Here is a 13,650-nt window from a genome sequence, read left to right as displayed (position 1 = left end):
AGCGCTTCCATAAAACTATTTTGCAGGATTTTTATCAGGTTACGTTCCGCAAGAAGTTATATGGAGACCTGGAAAGCCTGCAGGTAGATCTGGACAACTGGTTGTGGCATTACAATAATGAGCGAACTCATCAGGGAAAAATGTGCTGCGGGCCTACGCCGATGGCCACTTTACTCGATGGAAAACGGATCTGGGCAGAAAAGAATCTGAACCAGATGTAATCTGACAGACACCTGTATAAATAATCGGTAACTATCAGATCAGGTCTGAGCTAGTACAAATTACACAATCTCGTGTACAGACTCATTGTTCAACCAACGCCGCTTTCTGCTGTGTCACGCTATCCATTTCCACCACAGCCTGACCCACCTGGCTGATCCCTTTGCTCTGTTCGCTCGATGCAGAAGCAATCTCACCCATGATGTCCATTACTCTGGTCACCGCTTTGACGATATTCCCCATTGCACTGCCTGCCAGCGCCACCTGATCCGAGCCAATTTTGACATTATTGACGGATTCATCGATCAGCGTTTCAATTTCTTTTGCCGCCTATGCGCTACGCTGGGCTAGGTTACGTACCTCTCCTGCCACTACGGCAAAACCTCGCCCTTGTTCACCTGCACGTGCGGCTTCAACGGCCGCATTCAGTGCTAGAATGTTGGTCTGAAAGGCAATGCCGTTAATCACGGAAATGATATCGGCAATTTTTTGCGAGCTGCTGCTGATCGTACTCATAGTTTTGATCACGCCATTAACAATATCACCGCCCTCATTTGCGGTCTGCGAAGCGTTCTTCGCGACCAGACTGGCCTGACTGGCGTTATCCGCATTTTGTTTCACCACTGCGCTCAACTGCTCCATGCTGGCAGCTGTCTGCTCTAAGGCTGATGCCTGCTCTTCGGTGCGCGATGAAAGATCGGTGTTGCATGACGCAATTTCCCCGGCGCTGCGGTAAATTTCTTCTGCACTACCACGAATATCCGATACGGTCTTCACCCAGTTGTTCTGCATTTGCTGAACGAAAGGAGCCAACCTGACAACACAGTTTTTTCCCATCTGCTCCAAAGGCGTATGCAAAATGCCCTCAGCTAATACTTCTAGGTGCTGCTGAATCCGCTCCAACGGACGAACCACGAACGCCGCCAGATAGCGATCAGTCAACACCACAATTACCGCGCCTACGGTCAGTGCTGCAATCAGGATACGTTTGCACCACTCCACCCAACCGCTAATACGCTTCTGCACCTTCTCTTTTAAATCAGCGATAACCGCGTTGTATTTGTCGATAGCCGTCGTCAAATCACGACGCAGTTCGCGATAAGCGCCACTGGAAATCTGTTGAAAGGTATCCGCACGATCGGCTTTCAACGCCTCATACATCGGAACCATGGCCTGACTATACAGCCGATAGGATCTGTTATAGATTTCATCTACCGTCGCGTTATTGATATTGGCGTGAGCGGTCACCTTAAAAGTGTCCAGGCCCTGTTTTAAACGGGCCAACTCTTCCTCTGCTGTGCACAATTCAGTAGCGAGTAACGTTGGGTTGTTACTGGTTTTCGCTTCATCGGCGCGATCCAATGCGCTTTTCGCACGGTAATATTGACCGCTGGCACCATTGATAATTTCGCCGTTAATTTGCTGTACATTGGTGAGATCAATTTCATCGTTAAGCTGGCTAAACGAGTAGAGCGCGAACGCCGAAACACCGCCCCACAGCAAGGAAAACAGGATCAGGATAAGCACTAGCATGGTTCTTATTTTGGTATCGCGGATAAAATTCATAATATTTGCCCTAGAAAGGTAATGATTAGAGGTTCATCGAAGTGAACCAAATTCATGCTTCCTTGCGTGGAAACCGCGCAAGTCTGCCTGCGGGCCGAGATTGTCCATAGTTGTGTAACGCTCAATGCATTAAGGTTATCGACATGTTATTGATACACTTGAGGGTTACGTTAAAATATTTTTATTATAATTAAAAAAAACATGTAATTTAGCAGTGGGTACTAAGAGAGACAGCTGAGGGTAATACAGAATACGCAGTAACAGGCTGGCGCCTGTTACTGCCGCGTTGGCTAGAGAGCAACTTAGTCGCGAAAGAGATCGTCCCGGCAGTAAGGTTCTGTCTCACCCGGTTTGCGGGTTTTCAACAGCTTCAAAATCCAAGTGTACTGCTCCGGGTTCGGGCTAACCAATTGTTCGACTTCTTCATTCATCCGGCGTGCAATCTGGACGTCATCCGCCTCAAGTAAGTCATCCATTGGTGGACGGATCACCACATCCAGTACCCCTTCCGCGGCGTTATACACCGGAAACAGCGGTACCACGGAGGCTTTACAGACCTTCATCAAACGACCTATAGCGGGTAAGGTAGCTTTGTAGGTTGCAAAGAAATCAACAAATTCGCTGTGTTCATGACCGTGATCCTGATCGGGCAGATAATAGCCCCAGTAACCATTACGAATTGAACTCACAAAAGGCTTGATTCCATCATTTCGGGCGTGAACGCGGCCATTAGTGCAAAGGCGTGCGCTGTTCCACAGATAATCCACCAGCGGATTTTTTTGATTATGCACCATTGCCGCAATTTTTTGGCCTTTGGCAGAGATCAGCATGGCGGGAATATCAACGCCCCACCCATGAGGCACCAAAAAGATGATATTGCGCTCTTGCTGCTGAAGCGATTCGACAATTTCCCAACCGTGCCAGCGCAGTTTTTTCTGCACATAAGTCGGACCACGAACCGCCACCTCTGCCATCATCACCATCGCCTGCGGTGCGGTAGCAAACATCCTGTCGATAATCGCTTCCCGTATTGATTCGGACAGTTCAGGAAAACAATAGAGCAGATTGATTCTAGCTCGTCTTCTCGCGTCTTTGGCAAACCGCCCTACCAGCTTGCCCAGCTGTCCCAACACCGGGTCGCGCCAGCGAGCGGGGACATAAGCGGTTGCCGCCATGGCTCCTGCGGCTAGCCAAACTCCCCAATAACGCGGTAGATAAAATTCGCGTTTGAACTCTGGAATAAACTCGCCGCTATTTTTTTTCTCTGTATTCATGCCTTAACTCTTCATATACAACATAGGGTAATGATAATTGTCCGCTCAGGTTTTGCAATCATCTTACCTATAACCGCATGACGGGTATAAATAAAACAGCCGACAGCAAGCTGTCGGCTGAAGATTAACAATGCCAGATATTAATCAAACTTGAGCTGCGGAGTCACCTCTATGACCTGCGCTAGGTACTCACGACGCTCCTGACCCGCTAACCCTTCCGAGCGCGGTAGTTTCGCCGTCAACGGGTTTACCGCTTGCTGGTTGATCCAGAACTCATAGTGCAAATGTGGGCCAGTTGAGCGTCCGGTATTGCCGGAGAGCGCAATACGATCGCCGCGTTTCACTTTCTGCCCAGGTTTCACCAGCAGGCGATTTAAGTGCATATAGCGCGTGGTATATTGGCGCCCGTGGCGGATCTCAACGAAGTTGCCAGTATCCTGCCCGCGCGATGCGGCCACCACTTCACCATCGCCAACCGACAGCACCGGAGTTCCTACTGGCATGGAGAAATCCACACCGCGGTGCGGCGTAACACGCCCGGTGACCGGATTGAGACGACGCGGATTAAAATTCGAAGAGACGCGGAATTGCTTCATGGTAGGGAAACGCATAAAGCCACGGGTCAACCCAGAGCCTTCCCGATCGTAGAACTTGCCGTCTGCCGCGCGGATAGCAAAGTAATCCTTATCGCCGGTGTTAAGACGAACACCGATCAATTCGCTCTGCTCACTGCGGCCATCAAGAATTTCCCGAGACAGCAATACCGAGAAATTATCGTCTTTACGCAGTTTACGGAAATCAAGCTGCCATTGCAGCGCCTTGATCACCGCACTGACCTCACTGTCAGTCAGCCCCGCCGCTTTGGCGCTCTGTACAAAACTGCCACTCAGGCGACCGTTGATAACGCGGTTGTGCCATTCCCCTTTCTGCATCTCAACGCGTTCTTTAAAACCGTTATCACCGCGCTCATAGATACGGGTTTCACGGCGCGAAATCTGCCATGTCAGGCTCTGCAACTCACCGTCATCGTTGACCGCCCAAGAGAGTTTCTGCCCGATTTTGAGATTACGCAGGTCGTCGTGTTTATCAGCCAGCAGCGTCACGTCAACCATATCTATGCCGTACTGGGTTAAAATACTGCTTAGAGTATCCCCCGTCGACACCACATACTCATGTACGCTGCTGTCATCACTGCCGGTAGTACCCAGTTCATCCGCAGGAATCGCCACTGGCGGCGTCGGTTGCTCAATGCTTTCGCTATCCATCGGCTCACTGGCTTCAGGCGCAAGCGTCTGCGGTTGCGTAGCAGTTTGAATGGGTGTGGGGGCAGTGTTAATCGGGGCTTCTTTGACGGTAACAGGCGTATCATCAGCGGGGGGATAGACAACGGGCCGCCAAACGGCGACGGCCAGGGTTATGACACTCAACGACCCCAGCATTATGCGATGGGGTCGCGGCAAGTTGTTATACGCTATAGCGATAGTTCGGACTATCTGCTGCACTTATCTGCATCCTCATGATCTCTTCTCCAGGCAGCGGCTATACTGATCGGACAGCTGTAACAGAAACTCGGCATAACTGTCCTTACTTAGCGCAATGTTGCTTCCCAATGGATCTAGTACGCCAATGCGTACATCTGTTCCTTTTGCGACAGCGTTGATAACCGCTGGCCTGAATTGTGGCTCAGCAAAGACGCATACGGCCTTCTGCTCAACCAGTTGTGTTCGTATCTGGTGTAAACGCTGTGCACCGGGTTGAATGGCTGGGTTAATAGTGAAATAGCCTAGCGGGCTTAACCCGAAACGCTTCTCAAAATAGCCATAGGCATCGTGAAACACGAAGTAGCCCTTCCCCTTGACAGGTGCCAGCATATTAACAACTTTTTCTTCTGTCTGCGCGAGTTGATCTGTAAAATTAAGCAGATTCGCGTCTAGTTTGTCTTTCTTTTGTGGCATTAGTTCCAATAATTTTGCATGAATTGTGATTGCAGTCTGCTTTGCCATCTCTGGGGACAGCCAAATGTGCATATTGTATTCGCCATGATGATACCCTTCATGGGCGTCTTCATCTGCGCCATGGTCGTGGTGAGCATCAGCACTTCCATGCTCGTGTTGATGATCGGCATCATCATGATCTGCGGCGTCATGATGATCGTGCTCTTCCGCTTCAGCATGCTCATCATCGTGATGTCCACTCTCTTTTATCAGCGCGTTCTGAATGGCTGGCAAGCCTGCCAACGAAATCTGCGGGGCGGCGGAATGGGATGCCAGCGGCTTGGTTAAAAACGCTTCCATTTCCGGCCCAACCCAAATAACCAGCTCTGCCGACTGTAAACGCTGGACATCGCTCGGGCTCAGGGCATAATCGTGAGGCGATTCGCCATCCGGCAATAGCACCTCCGTTGGCGTTACCCCATCGGCGATGGCCGCCGCAATGAACCCGAGAGGACGAACGGAAGTAACGACCGCCGCCTGAGCACTTTCAACAGTGATCCCCGCAAAGAATAGTGCACCCGCGACAAATAGGGCTTTCAATTTTTGTTCATTTGGCGATTTTTTCGGTGTGAAGCTGGCTGGCATACGTGTTTTCTCATTCATTTACCGTTAATTTTGTAATATTATAACGTCACAGACACTCTGCAAACTAAATTTTATGTCTACACTCGTTTCGCTCGATCGCATTTCCGTCGCCTTTGGTGAACGTAACGTGCTTAGCGACATTTCGCTGAACCTGCAATCGGGCCGCATTCTCACGCTGCTTGGGCCCAATGGCGCAGGAAAATCCACGCTGGTACGCGTGGTGCTCGGACTGCTGTCACCCACGGCAGGCACCCTGCATAAGCAACCGAATTTGCGCATTGGCTACGTGCCGCAAAAACTGTATCTGGATGCTACCCTGCCCTTGACCGTGGGTCGCTTTATGCGATTACGTCCCGGCGTTAAGCAACAGGATATTTTGCCTGCGCTCAAGCGGGTACAGGCCGCTCATTTGTTGGATCAACCGATGCAAAAGCTCTCGGGTGGCGAGACTCAGCGGGTGCTGCTGGCACGTGCGCTGCTCAATCAGCCCCAATTGCTGGTGTTGGATGAGCCGACACAGGGGGTGGATGTCAACGGACAATTGGCGCTGTACGACCTTATCAACCAGTTGCGGCAGGAGTTTAACTGCGGCGTGTTGATGGTTTCGCACGATTTGCACTTGGTGATGGCCAAAACCGACGAAGTGCTGTGCCTGAATCAGCATGTGTGCTGTTCGGGTGCGCCAGAGGTCGTCTCTCTACATCCTCAATTTCTTGCCATGTTCGGCCCGCGCGGCGCAGAGCAACTGGCGGTTTATCGCCACCACCATAATCATCGTCACGATTTAAACGGACGCATTATTTTAAAACGACAGGGCGGCAACGACGCATGATTGACATTTTATTCCCCGGTTGGCTGGCCGGTATTTTTCTCGCATGTGCGGCCGGTCCACTCGGTTCGTTCGTGGTCTGGCGACGGATGTCTTATTTTGGTGATACGTTGGCCCATGCCTCTCTGCTGGGCGTTGCCATCGGTTTCCTGTTGGATATCAACATCTATTACGCCGTTATTCTGGTAACACTACTGCTGGCACTGGGATTGGTGTGGCTTGAACGACGCCCGTATCTTGCCATCGACACGCTGCTTGGCATCATGGCGCACAGCGCGCTGTCGTTAGGGCTGGTGGTGGTTAGCCTGATGAACAACATTCGTGTTGACTTGATGGCCTACCTGTTTGGTGATTTGCTATCGGTAACGACGCAGGATTTGTGGTTGATTGGACCGGGCGTACTGGTGGTAATTGCCATCATGTGCTGGCAATGGCGTTCATTGCTTTCCATGACTATCAGCCAGGAGTTGGCACACGTAGACGGTGTCAATTTACAGCGCACCCGTTTAATCCTGATGCTGGTAACCGCGTTGACCATCGGGCTGGCAATGAAATTTGTCGGTGCGCTGATCATCACCTCATTGCTGATCATTCCTGCCGCCACCGCTCGCCGTTTTGCGCACACACCGGAGCAGATGGCGGGTTTGGCTGTAGTACTGGGGATGCTCGCCGTGACCTGCGGCCTGATCTTCTCCGCCTTTTACAACACCCCAGCGGGCCCTTCTGTGGTGCTCAGCGCTTCGTTTCTGTTTATGCTGAGTCTGATTCGCAAACAACCCGCCTGAAGGCGGGTCAGGTTCTATCGATACCGAAATGGCGATACGCGTGCGCTGTGGCAATGCGCCCGCGCGGCGTACGCTGAATAAAGCCCTGCTGAATAAGGTAAGGCTCCAGCACATCTTCAATGGTTTCCCGCTCTTCACCGATGGCCGCCGCCAGATTATCCAGCCCCACCGGCCCACCGGTAAATTTATCGATGATGACCAGCAGCAGTTTACGATCCATATAGTCGAAGCCTTCCGTGTCTACCGCCAGCATATCCAGCGCCAGCCTCGCAGTTTCGGCATTAATGGCTCCACTCGATTTTACCTCTGAGTAATCACGGACCCGTCGCAGCAAACGGTTGGCAATACGCGGCGTGCCACGGGAACGTCGAGCCACTTCTAACGCCCCCTCATCGGTAAGATCCAGTCCAAGGCATGCCGCGCTGCGGCCGACAATATGCTGTAAATCCTCGACCTTGTAGAATTCGAGCCGTTGCACAATGCCAAAACGATCACGCAGTGGTGACGTCAAAGAGCCAGCACGGGTCGTCGCGCCAATCAGAGTAAACGGGGGAAGATCGAGTTTAATCGAGCGCGCGGCAGGTCCCTCACCGATCATGATATCCAGTTGATAATCTTCCATCGCGGGATAGAGCACTTCTTCCACCACGGGCGACAAACGGTGGATTTCATCGATAAATAACACATCATGCGGTTCAAGGTTGGTCAACAGTGCGGCCAGGTCGCCGGCCTTCTCCAACACAGGGCCTGATGTGGTGCGCAGGTTCACGTTCATCTCATTGGCAACGATATTGGCGAGCGTGGTTTTTCCTAAACCGGGCGGACCAAAAATCAGCAAGTGATCCAGTGCATCACCCCGTTTGCGTGCCGCCTCAATAAAGATTTCCATCTGCTCGCGCACCTGAGGCTGCCCGACGTATTCCGCCAGCATGCGCGGACGGATCGCACGGTCAATGATCTCTTCTTCAGGCATTTCTTGTGCAGAGATCAGGCGGTCGGCTTCAATCATGGCAATCCCCTTACAGTGCCGCGCGCAGCGCTTCGCGGATCAGCGTCTCACAGTCCGCACAGGGTCGGGCAATTTTGGATACCATCCGGCTGGCTTCCTGCGGTTTATACCCCAAAGCCACCAGCGCTGAAGCCGCTTCACTTTCCGCATCTTCTTCGGGTGCTGCGGTGGATGCTGAACTGCTAAGAGGGACATCAATGGTAGCGGGATTAAACAGATCTCCACTCATGCCTTTGAAGCGGTCTTTCATTTCTACTACCAACCGCTCTGCCGTTTTCTTACCGACTCCCGGCAGTTTAATTAACGTAGCGATCTCTTCTCGTTCAACGGCGCTCACGAACTGCTGCGCGGACATCCCTGAGAGGATTGCCAGCGCCAGTTTCGGCCCAACACCGTTGGTTTTAATCAACTCACGAAATAACGCACGTTCTTGCTTGTTGTTAAAACCAAACAATAACTGTGCATCTTCCCGCACCACAAACTGGGTGAAAATGACCGCTTCCTGGTTCAAATCGGGCAGTTCATAAAAGCAGGTCATCGGCATATGGACCTCGTAGCCAACCCCGTTGACTTCGATCAGCACCTGCGGCGGTTGTTTTTCCAGAATGATGCCTCTGAGACGACCAATCACGTTGACCTTCCTTTTCGTTACGTTAAAACCTTTTTGCTAGCTTATAGCATAAAAAAAGCTGGATGAATATCCAGCCTGATGTTCAACGCAGTCGCCCGCGCACTAAATTCAACCTGTCGGGGCCGATGCGTGTCAGATTCTGACTCAAATGACAGTGCGTAATGGCAACAGCGAGCGCATCGGCGGCGTCCGCCTGCGGATTCGCCGACAACTTTAGCAAGGTACGCACCATATGCTGCACCTGACTTTTTTCTGCCGCGCCGGTGCCGACAACCGCTTGTTTTACTTGCCGGGCAGCGTATTCAAAAATGGGTAACACTTGATTGACACCCGCCACAATCGCCACGCCGCGGGCCTGCCCCAGTTTCAGGGCTGAATCCGCATTTTTTGCCATAAAAACTTGTTCTATCGCCAGACAATCGGGCTGAAATTGGGTGATTATCTCGCTCACCCCAGCATAGATCAGCTTCAATCGCGTAGGGAGATCGTCCACCCCGGTGCGAATACAGCCGCTGCCAACATAGCTGAGCTGACGCCCTTGCTGGCGAATGATGCCATATCCGGTGACGCGTGAGCCGGGGTCGATGCCTAGAATTAGCGCCATAGCACATCGCCCCCTGAAGACGAGTTAACCACAAGCTGCGAAAACACCATTATAACGTTGCCGCTACCTCGTCGGAAATTTCACCGTTGTGATACACTTCCTGCACATCATCACAGTCTTCCAGCATGTCGATCAGACGCATCAGTTTCGATGCGGTATCAGCATCCATGTCGGCATTGGTCGACGGGATCATGGATACTTCTGCGGATTCGGATTTCAAACCTGCAGCATCCAGCGCATCTTTCACCTGACCGAAGGTTTCCCACGGAGTAAAGACGTCAATCGCGCCGTCGTCGTAGGTCACGATGTCATCCGCACCAGCTTCCAGCGCCGCGTCCATCACCTGATCCTCATCCAAGCCTGGCGCATAAGAGATAACGCCTTTTTTGGTGAACAGATAGGAAACAGAACCATCGGTGCCCAGGTTACCACCGCATTTGGTAAAGGCATGGCGTACTTCGGATACGGTACGGTTACGGTTGTCACTCAGACATTCCACCATCACCGCCGTGCCGCCAGGACCATAACCTTCATAAATGATGGTTTCCATGTTGTTGTCTTCATCACCACCGACACCACGCGCAATAGCACGGTTCAGGGTATCGCGCGTCATGTTGTTGGAGAGCGCTTTATCGATAGCCGCACGCAGACGCGGGTTAGAGCCTGGATCGCCGCCGCCCAAACGCGCTGCTGTCACCAGTTCGCGGATAATTTTGGTAAAGATTTTGCCGCGTTTTGCATCCTGCGCTGCTTTACGATGTTTTGTGTTGGCCCACTTACTATGACCTGCCATAAAAATCTCCGAAAAAAGCCTCATCAGGCCGGATAAATAACAAATTCTTCAATCGCCTGCCGGTTGCTCCACGATTTGGTCAGTTGCGCCGCCTCAGGCGCCGCTAACCAACGGTAAGCAAGATGCTCTGTGAGAATCACCTCTCGTTCACTCGGCAACGCCAGACAGAACCAGTGTTCCATGTTGTGCGTGATGCCAGGGGCATAGCGACGTCTCAAATGAGCAAAGAGCTCAAACTCGACACAGCGCTGACAGTCAAACAGTGATAATCCCTCAGCGGCGATATCGATGTTAACTTCTTCTTTCACTTCGCGCTGCGCGGTAAGCGCGGCAGTTTCACCGTCCTCAAGGCTGCCGGTAACCGACTGCCAAAAATCGGGATCGTCGCGACGCTGAAGCATCAGCACCCGTCCGATATTCTGAGCATAAATAACGATCAGGGCCGAAACGGGACGCTTATAAGCCATCGGCGGTTACTCCACATCCTGCACAGGTTTTGCTTTCTTCACCACAGCAATAGACAGCTCTCCCAAGGCTGCCGGATTGGCGTAACTCGGTGCCTCCGTCATCAGACAGGCTGCTGCGGTGGTTTTCGGGAAAGCGATCACGTCACGAATATTTTCAGTACCGGTCAACAACATCACCAGACGGTCCAAACCGAACGCCAGACCAGCATGCGGCGGTGTACCGTATTTCAACGCATCCAACAGGAAGCCAAATTTTTCACGCTGTTCCTGCTCTTTGATCCCCAGAATACGGAACACGGTCTGTTGCATTGTGCTGCTGTGAATACGCACGGAACCACCGCCTACTTCATAGCCGTTCAGTACCATATCGTATGCGTTAGCGATGGCGGAAACCGGGTTACTTTCCAGTGCTTCAGGCGTCATATCTCGCGGTGAAGTAAACGGGTGGTGCATGGCAGCCAACCCGCCTTCGCCATAGTCTTCAAACATCGGGAAGTCGATGACCCACAGCGGTTTCCAGCTTGCCAGATTGGTCAGGCCGAAATCGCGTCCCAGTTTAAGACGCAGAGCACCCAATGCATCCGTCACCACTTTCGCGCTATCTGCACCGAAGAACAGAATGTCTCCGTCTTCTGCTGCAGTGCGCTCCAACAGCGCTGCCAGCAGCGTTTCATTCAGGAATTTAGCCACCGGACTGGAAATGCCTTCGAGCCCTTTCGCTTTCTCATTCACTTTAATATAGGCAAGACCCTTGGCACCGTAGATCTCGATAAATTTGCCGTATTCATCAATCTGTTTGCGGCTCAATTGTGCACCGCCCGGAACGCGAATCACCGCCACACGACCTTTGGCATCGTTAGCCGGACCGGAGAACACTTTAAAGTCGATCGTTTTGAGCAAATCGGCGACATCAACCAGTTCTAACGGGTTACGCAGGTCAGGTTTGTCGGAGCCAAAGCGACGCATGGCTTCAGCAAACGTCATGATCGGGAAATCCCCCAGATCAATGCTTAAAATATCTTGCCACAGTTCGCGCACCAGTTTTTCCATCACTTCACGCACCTGCGGTGCCGTCATGAAGGAGGTTTCGACGTCGATCTGGGTAAATTCCGGCTGGCGATCCGCACGCAGATCCTCATCACGGAAGCATTTAACAATCTGGTAGTAACGGTCGAAACCGGACATCATCAGCAATTGCTTGAACAGCTGCGGCGATTGCGGCAGCGCGTAGAATTTGCCCTTGTGCACTCTGCTTGGTACCAGGTAATCACGTGCCCCTTCAGGCGTGGCTTTGGTCAGCATCGGCGTTTCAATATCCAGAAAATCGTGGCTGTCCATAAAACGACGCACAAAACTGGTAATACGTGCGCGAGTTTTTAACCGCGTCGCCATTTCAGGGCGGCGCAAATCAAGATAGCGGTATTTTAAACGCGCTTCTTCGGTGTTGGTTTGGTTAGCATCCAGCGGCAGCGGCTCTGAGCGGTTGATAATCGTCAGCGCGGTCGCAAACACTTCCACTTCGCCCGTAGACATATCCTTATTCACCTGGCTTTCAGGGCGCGCACGTACCACACCGGTCAGTTGAATGCAGAATTCGTTACGCAGTTCTGACGCCAAAGTGAAAGCACCCTGCCAATCGGGGTCGAAAAACACCTGGACCACGCCGTCGCGGTCACGCATATCGATAAAAATCAAACCACCCAGATCGCGGCGACGGTTAACCCAACCGCACAATGTCACTTCCTGGCCCACATGGGACGCGTTCAGTTGTCCACAATATTCAGTACGCATTACGATGTCCTTTTGAGCAATCACGCTAGAAATCATCTCAACGAGATATAATCACACCTACAACAACCACGCCTGAGAGCACCGGCCAGACCGCATCGTCACAGTGAGCGCAAACTCAGGCTCCATAAAACCCATCGGTTCTATAAAACACACGGGTTCCACACACAGCGGCATTTCCCCACGCATCAGGTCACAACAGTGTTTTTTTTGCGCGGAATGGTTGTTCTGGATTGCTGTTCAGTAAAAAAAGGTGGCTATTGTAAAGGATATTCCCCGGAACGATAAGAGTGAAGCTGTTTCCGGGCAGTGATATGTCGCAAGAATTGTGAGAATTCCCTATCGGTTAAAAAAATGTTTTACTGTTCTTCACTCTGTTAATGGGTTGCAACGGAATGTTTATTGGCTTACCACAATGGCAACATCCCGCGTGGCACAAGTTCGGACTGTGCGCGCTGGCTGACTACGCGCGATATTTCAACTGTGTTGAAGGTAACACCACGTTTTATGCGCTGCCCGGTGCCGACAGCGTATTGCGTTGGCGGGACATGATCTCTGCAGTTTCCGATTCTGTTTCAAATTTCCTGCCACCATTAGTCATCAGGCAGGTTTGCGGCACTGTGAAGAGGAAACGCGTCAGTTTTTTCATTGCCTGCAACCGCTCGCCTCGCGTGTTGGACAATTCTGGTTGCAGCTTCCTGCAGCCTTTTCGCCCGAGCAACTCCCCGATTTATGGCGTTTTCTCGATACGCTGCCGCAGGAATTCAACTACGGCGTGGCTTTGTTAAATAAATCAGAACTTGTAACGACTGCGCCCCATACGGGTCGATTGTTACGTGATGCGAATACTGTTCGGCATTCCTAATAGCGTGATCCGGTTAAGCGCTTTGACCATGGCCATGGCTTCATCCACCTGAGCATCGTAGTCTCTCAGACTTAGATGACCACCCAGAAGCCTTTTGAATCGGAACATGGCCGTTTCAGCCACTGAGCGCCGGTGATAGCCCACTTTCTTTTTCCAGATATCGTTACTACCGCTAATGCGCTGATTTGCAACAGCGTGGTTACGCTCGTGGTAGCGATCTGGCCAATATTGCGCCCCCCTT

The 13,650-nt window shown here is 51.8% G+C and carries 11 protein-coding genes and 4 pseudogenes; 4 read left to right on the top strand and 11 right to left on the bottom strand.

The genetic code is table 11. From position 1 onward, the window contains the following. Positions 1-221, top strand: a pseudogene (locus tag QZ506_RS18290) (IS481 family transposase); the annotation flags it as partial. Positions 222-306: 85 nt separating this feature from the next. Here QZ506_RS18290 and QZ506_RS18285 read toward each other — a convergent pair. From QZ506_RS18285 to znuA, 4 genes and pseudogenes are all read right to left on the bottom strand, one after another. Continuing rightward, positions 307-1,785: pseudogene (locus QZ506_RS18285) on the bottom strand (methyl-accepting chemotaxis protein); the annotation flags it as partial. A 302-nt stretch (positions 1,786-2,087) separates the two neighbouring features. Continuing rightward, positions 2,088-3,059 (bottom strand): lauroyl-Kdo(2)-lipid IV(A) myristoyltransferase, encoded by a 972-nt coding sequence (lpxM, locus tag QZ506_RS18280; RefSeq protein WP_291973015.1) that lies wholly within the window; start codon positions 3,057-3,059, stop codon positions 2,088-2,090. Positions 3,060-3,199: 140 nt separating this feature from the next. Continuing rightward, on the bottom strand, positions 3,200-4,561 hold the full coding sequence (gene mepM / locus QZ506_RS18275; protein WP_291973014.1) for a murein DD-endopeptidase MepM: 1,362 nt from the start codon (positions 4,559-4,561) through the stop codon (positions 3,200-3,202). A 12-nt stretch (positions 4,562-4,573) separates the two neighbouring features. Beyond that, a complete protein-coding gene (znuA, locus tag QZ506_RS18270) occupies positions 4,574-5,656 on the bottom strand; it encodes a zinc ABC transporter substrate-binding protein ZnuA (RefSeq protein ID WP_291973013.1) in 1,083 nt (360 codons plus the stop codon). Between the two features lie 55 nt (positions 5,657-5,711). Here znuA and znuC point away from each other — a divergent pair, with 55 nt between their 5' ends. After that, a complete protein-coding gene (gene znuC / locus QZ506_RS18265) occupies positions 5,712-6,470 on the top strand; it encodes a zinc ABC transporter ATP-binding protein ZnuC (protein WP_291973012.1) in 759 nt (252 codons plus the stop codon). Continuing rightward, positions 6,467-7,252 carry a zinc ABC transporter permease subunit ZnuB gene (gene znuB, locus QZ506_RS18260; RefSeq protein ID WP_291973011.1) on the top strand — a complete coding sequence of 262 codons (786 nt, stop codon included), beginning with the start codon at positions 6,467-6,469 and terminating at the stop codon, positions 7,250-7,252. Before znuC ends, znuB begins: the two co-directional genes overlap by 4 nt. A 7-nt stretch (positions 7,253-7,259) precedes the next feature. Here the strand turns inward: znuB and ruvB are convergent, their stop codons facing one another. The 6 genes from ruvB to aspS form a co-directional block, all read right to left on the bottom strand. Beyond that, positions 7,260-8,261 carry a Holliday junction branch migration DNA helicase RuvB gene (ruvB, locus tag QZ506_RS18255; protein WP_291973010.1) on the bottom strand — a complete coding sequence of 334 codons (1,002 nt, stop codon included), beginning with the start codon at positions 8,259-8,261 and terminating at the stop codon, positions 7,260-7,262. A 10-nt stretch (positions 8,262-8,271) separates the two neighbouring features. After that, the gene (ruvA, locus tag QZ506_RS18250) at positions 8,272-8,892 is read right to left on the bottom strand and encodes a Holliday junction branch migration protein RuvA (RefSeq protein ID WP_291973009.1); all 621 of its coding nucleotides are present in this window, start codon (positions 8,890-8,892) and stop codon (positions 8,272-8,274) included. Between the two features lie 82 nt (positions 8,893-8,974). Next, a complete protein-coding gene (ruvC, locus tag QZ506_RS18245) occupies positions 8,975-9,496 on the bottom strand; it encodes a crossover junction endodeoxyribonuclease RuvC (RefSeq protein ID WP_291973008.1) in 522 nt (173 codons plus the stop codon). A 49-nt stretch (positions 9,497-9,545) separates the two neighbouring features. Continuing rightward, the gene (locus QZ506_RS18240; RefSeq protein WP_291973007.1) at positions 9,546-10,289 is read right to left on the bottom strand and encodes a YebC/PmpR family DNA-binding transcriptional regulator; all 744 of its coding nucleotides are present in this window, start codon (positions 10,287-10,289) and stop codon (positions 9,546-9,548) included. A gap of 23 nt (positions 10,290-10,312) precedes the next feature. After that, positions 10,313-10,756: a dihydroneopterin triphosphate diphosphatase gene (gene nudB / locus QZ506_RS18235; RefSeq protein ID WP_291973006.1), complete on the bottom strand. Its 444-nt coding sequence runs from the start codon at positions 10,754-10,756 to the stop codon at positions 10,313-10,315. A 6-nt stretch (positions 10,757-10,762) separates the two neighbouring features. Beyond that, positions 10,763-12,547, bottom strand: coding sequence for an aspartate--tRNA ligase (gene aspS / locus QZ506_RS18230; RefSeq protein ID WP_291973005.1), 1,785 nt, complete (start codon positions 12,545-12,547; stop codon positions 10,763-10,765). A 392-nt stretch (positions 12,548-12,939) separates the two neighbouring features. On the opposite strand from aspS, the pseudogene QZ506_RS18225 reads away from it, so the two are divergent. After that, a pseudogene (locus tag QZ506_RS18225) lies at positions 12,940-13,328 on the top strand (DUF72 domain-containing protein); the annotation flags it as partial. Between the two features lie 48 nt (positions 13,329-13,376). Here the strand turns inward: QZ506_RS18225 and QZ506_RS18220 are convergent. Continuing rightward, positions 13,377-13,650, bottom strand: a pseudogene (locus QZ506_RS18220) (IS5/IS1182 family transposase); the annotation flags it as partial.

The sequence above is a fragment of the Candidatus Symbiopectobacterium sp. genome, assembly GCF_020054415.1.
In the GTDB taxonomy this organism is placed as follows: Bacteria; Pseudomonadota; Gammaproteobacteria; order Enterobacterales; family Enterobacteriaceae; genus Symbiopectobacterium.
The sequence above is the reverse complement of the archived record's forward strand: the minus strand, read 5'-3'. Positions and strand labels throughout refer to the sequence as shown.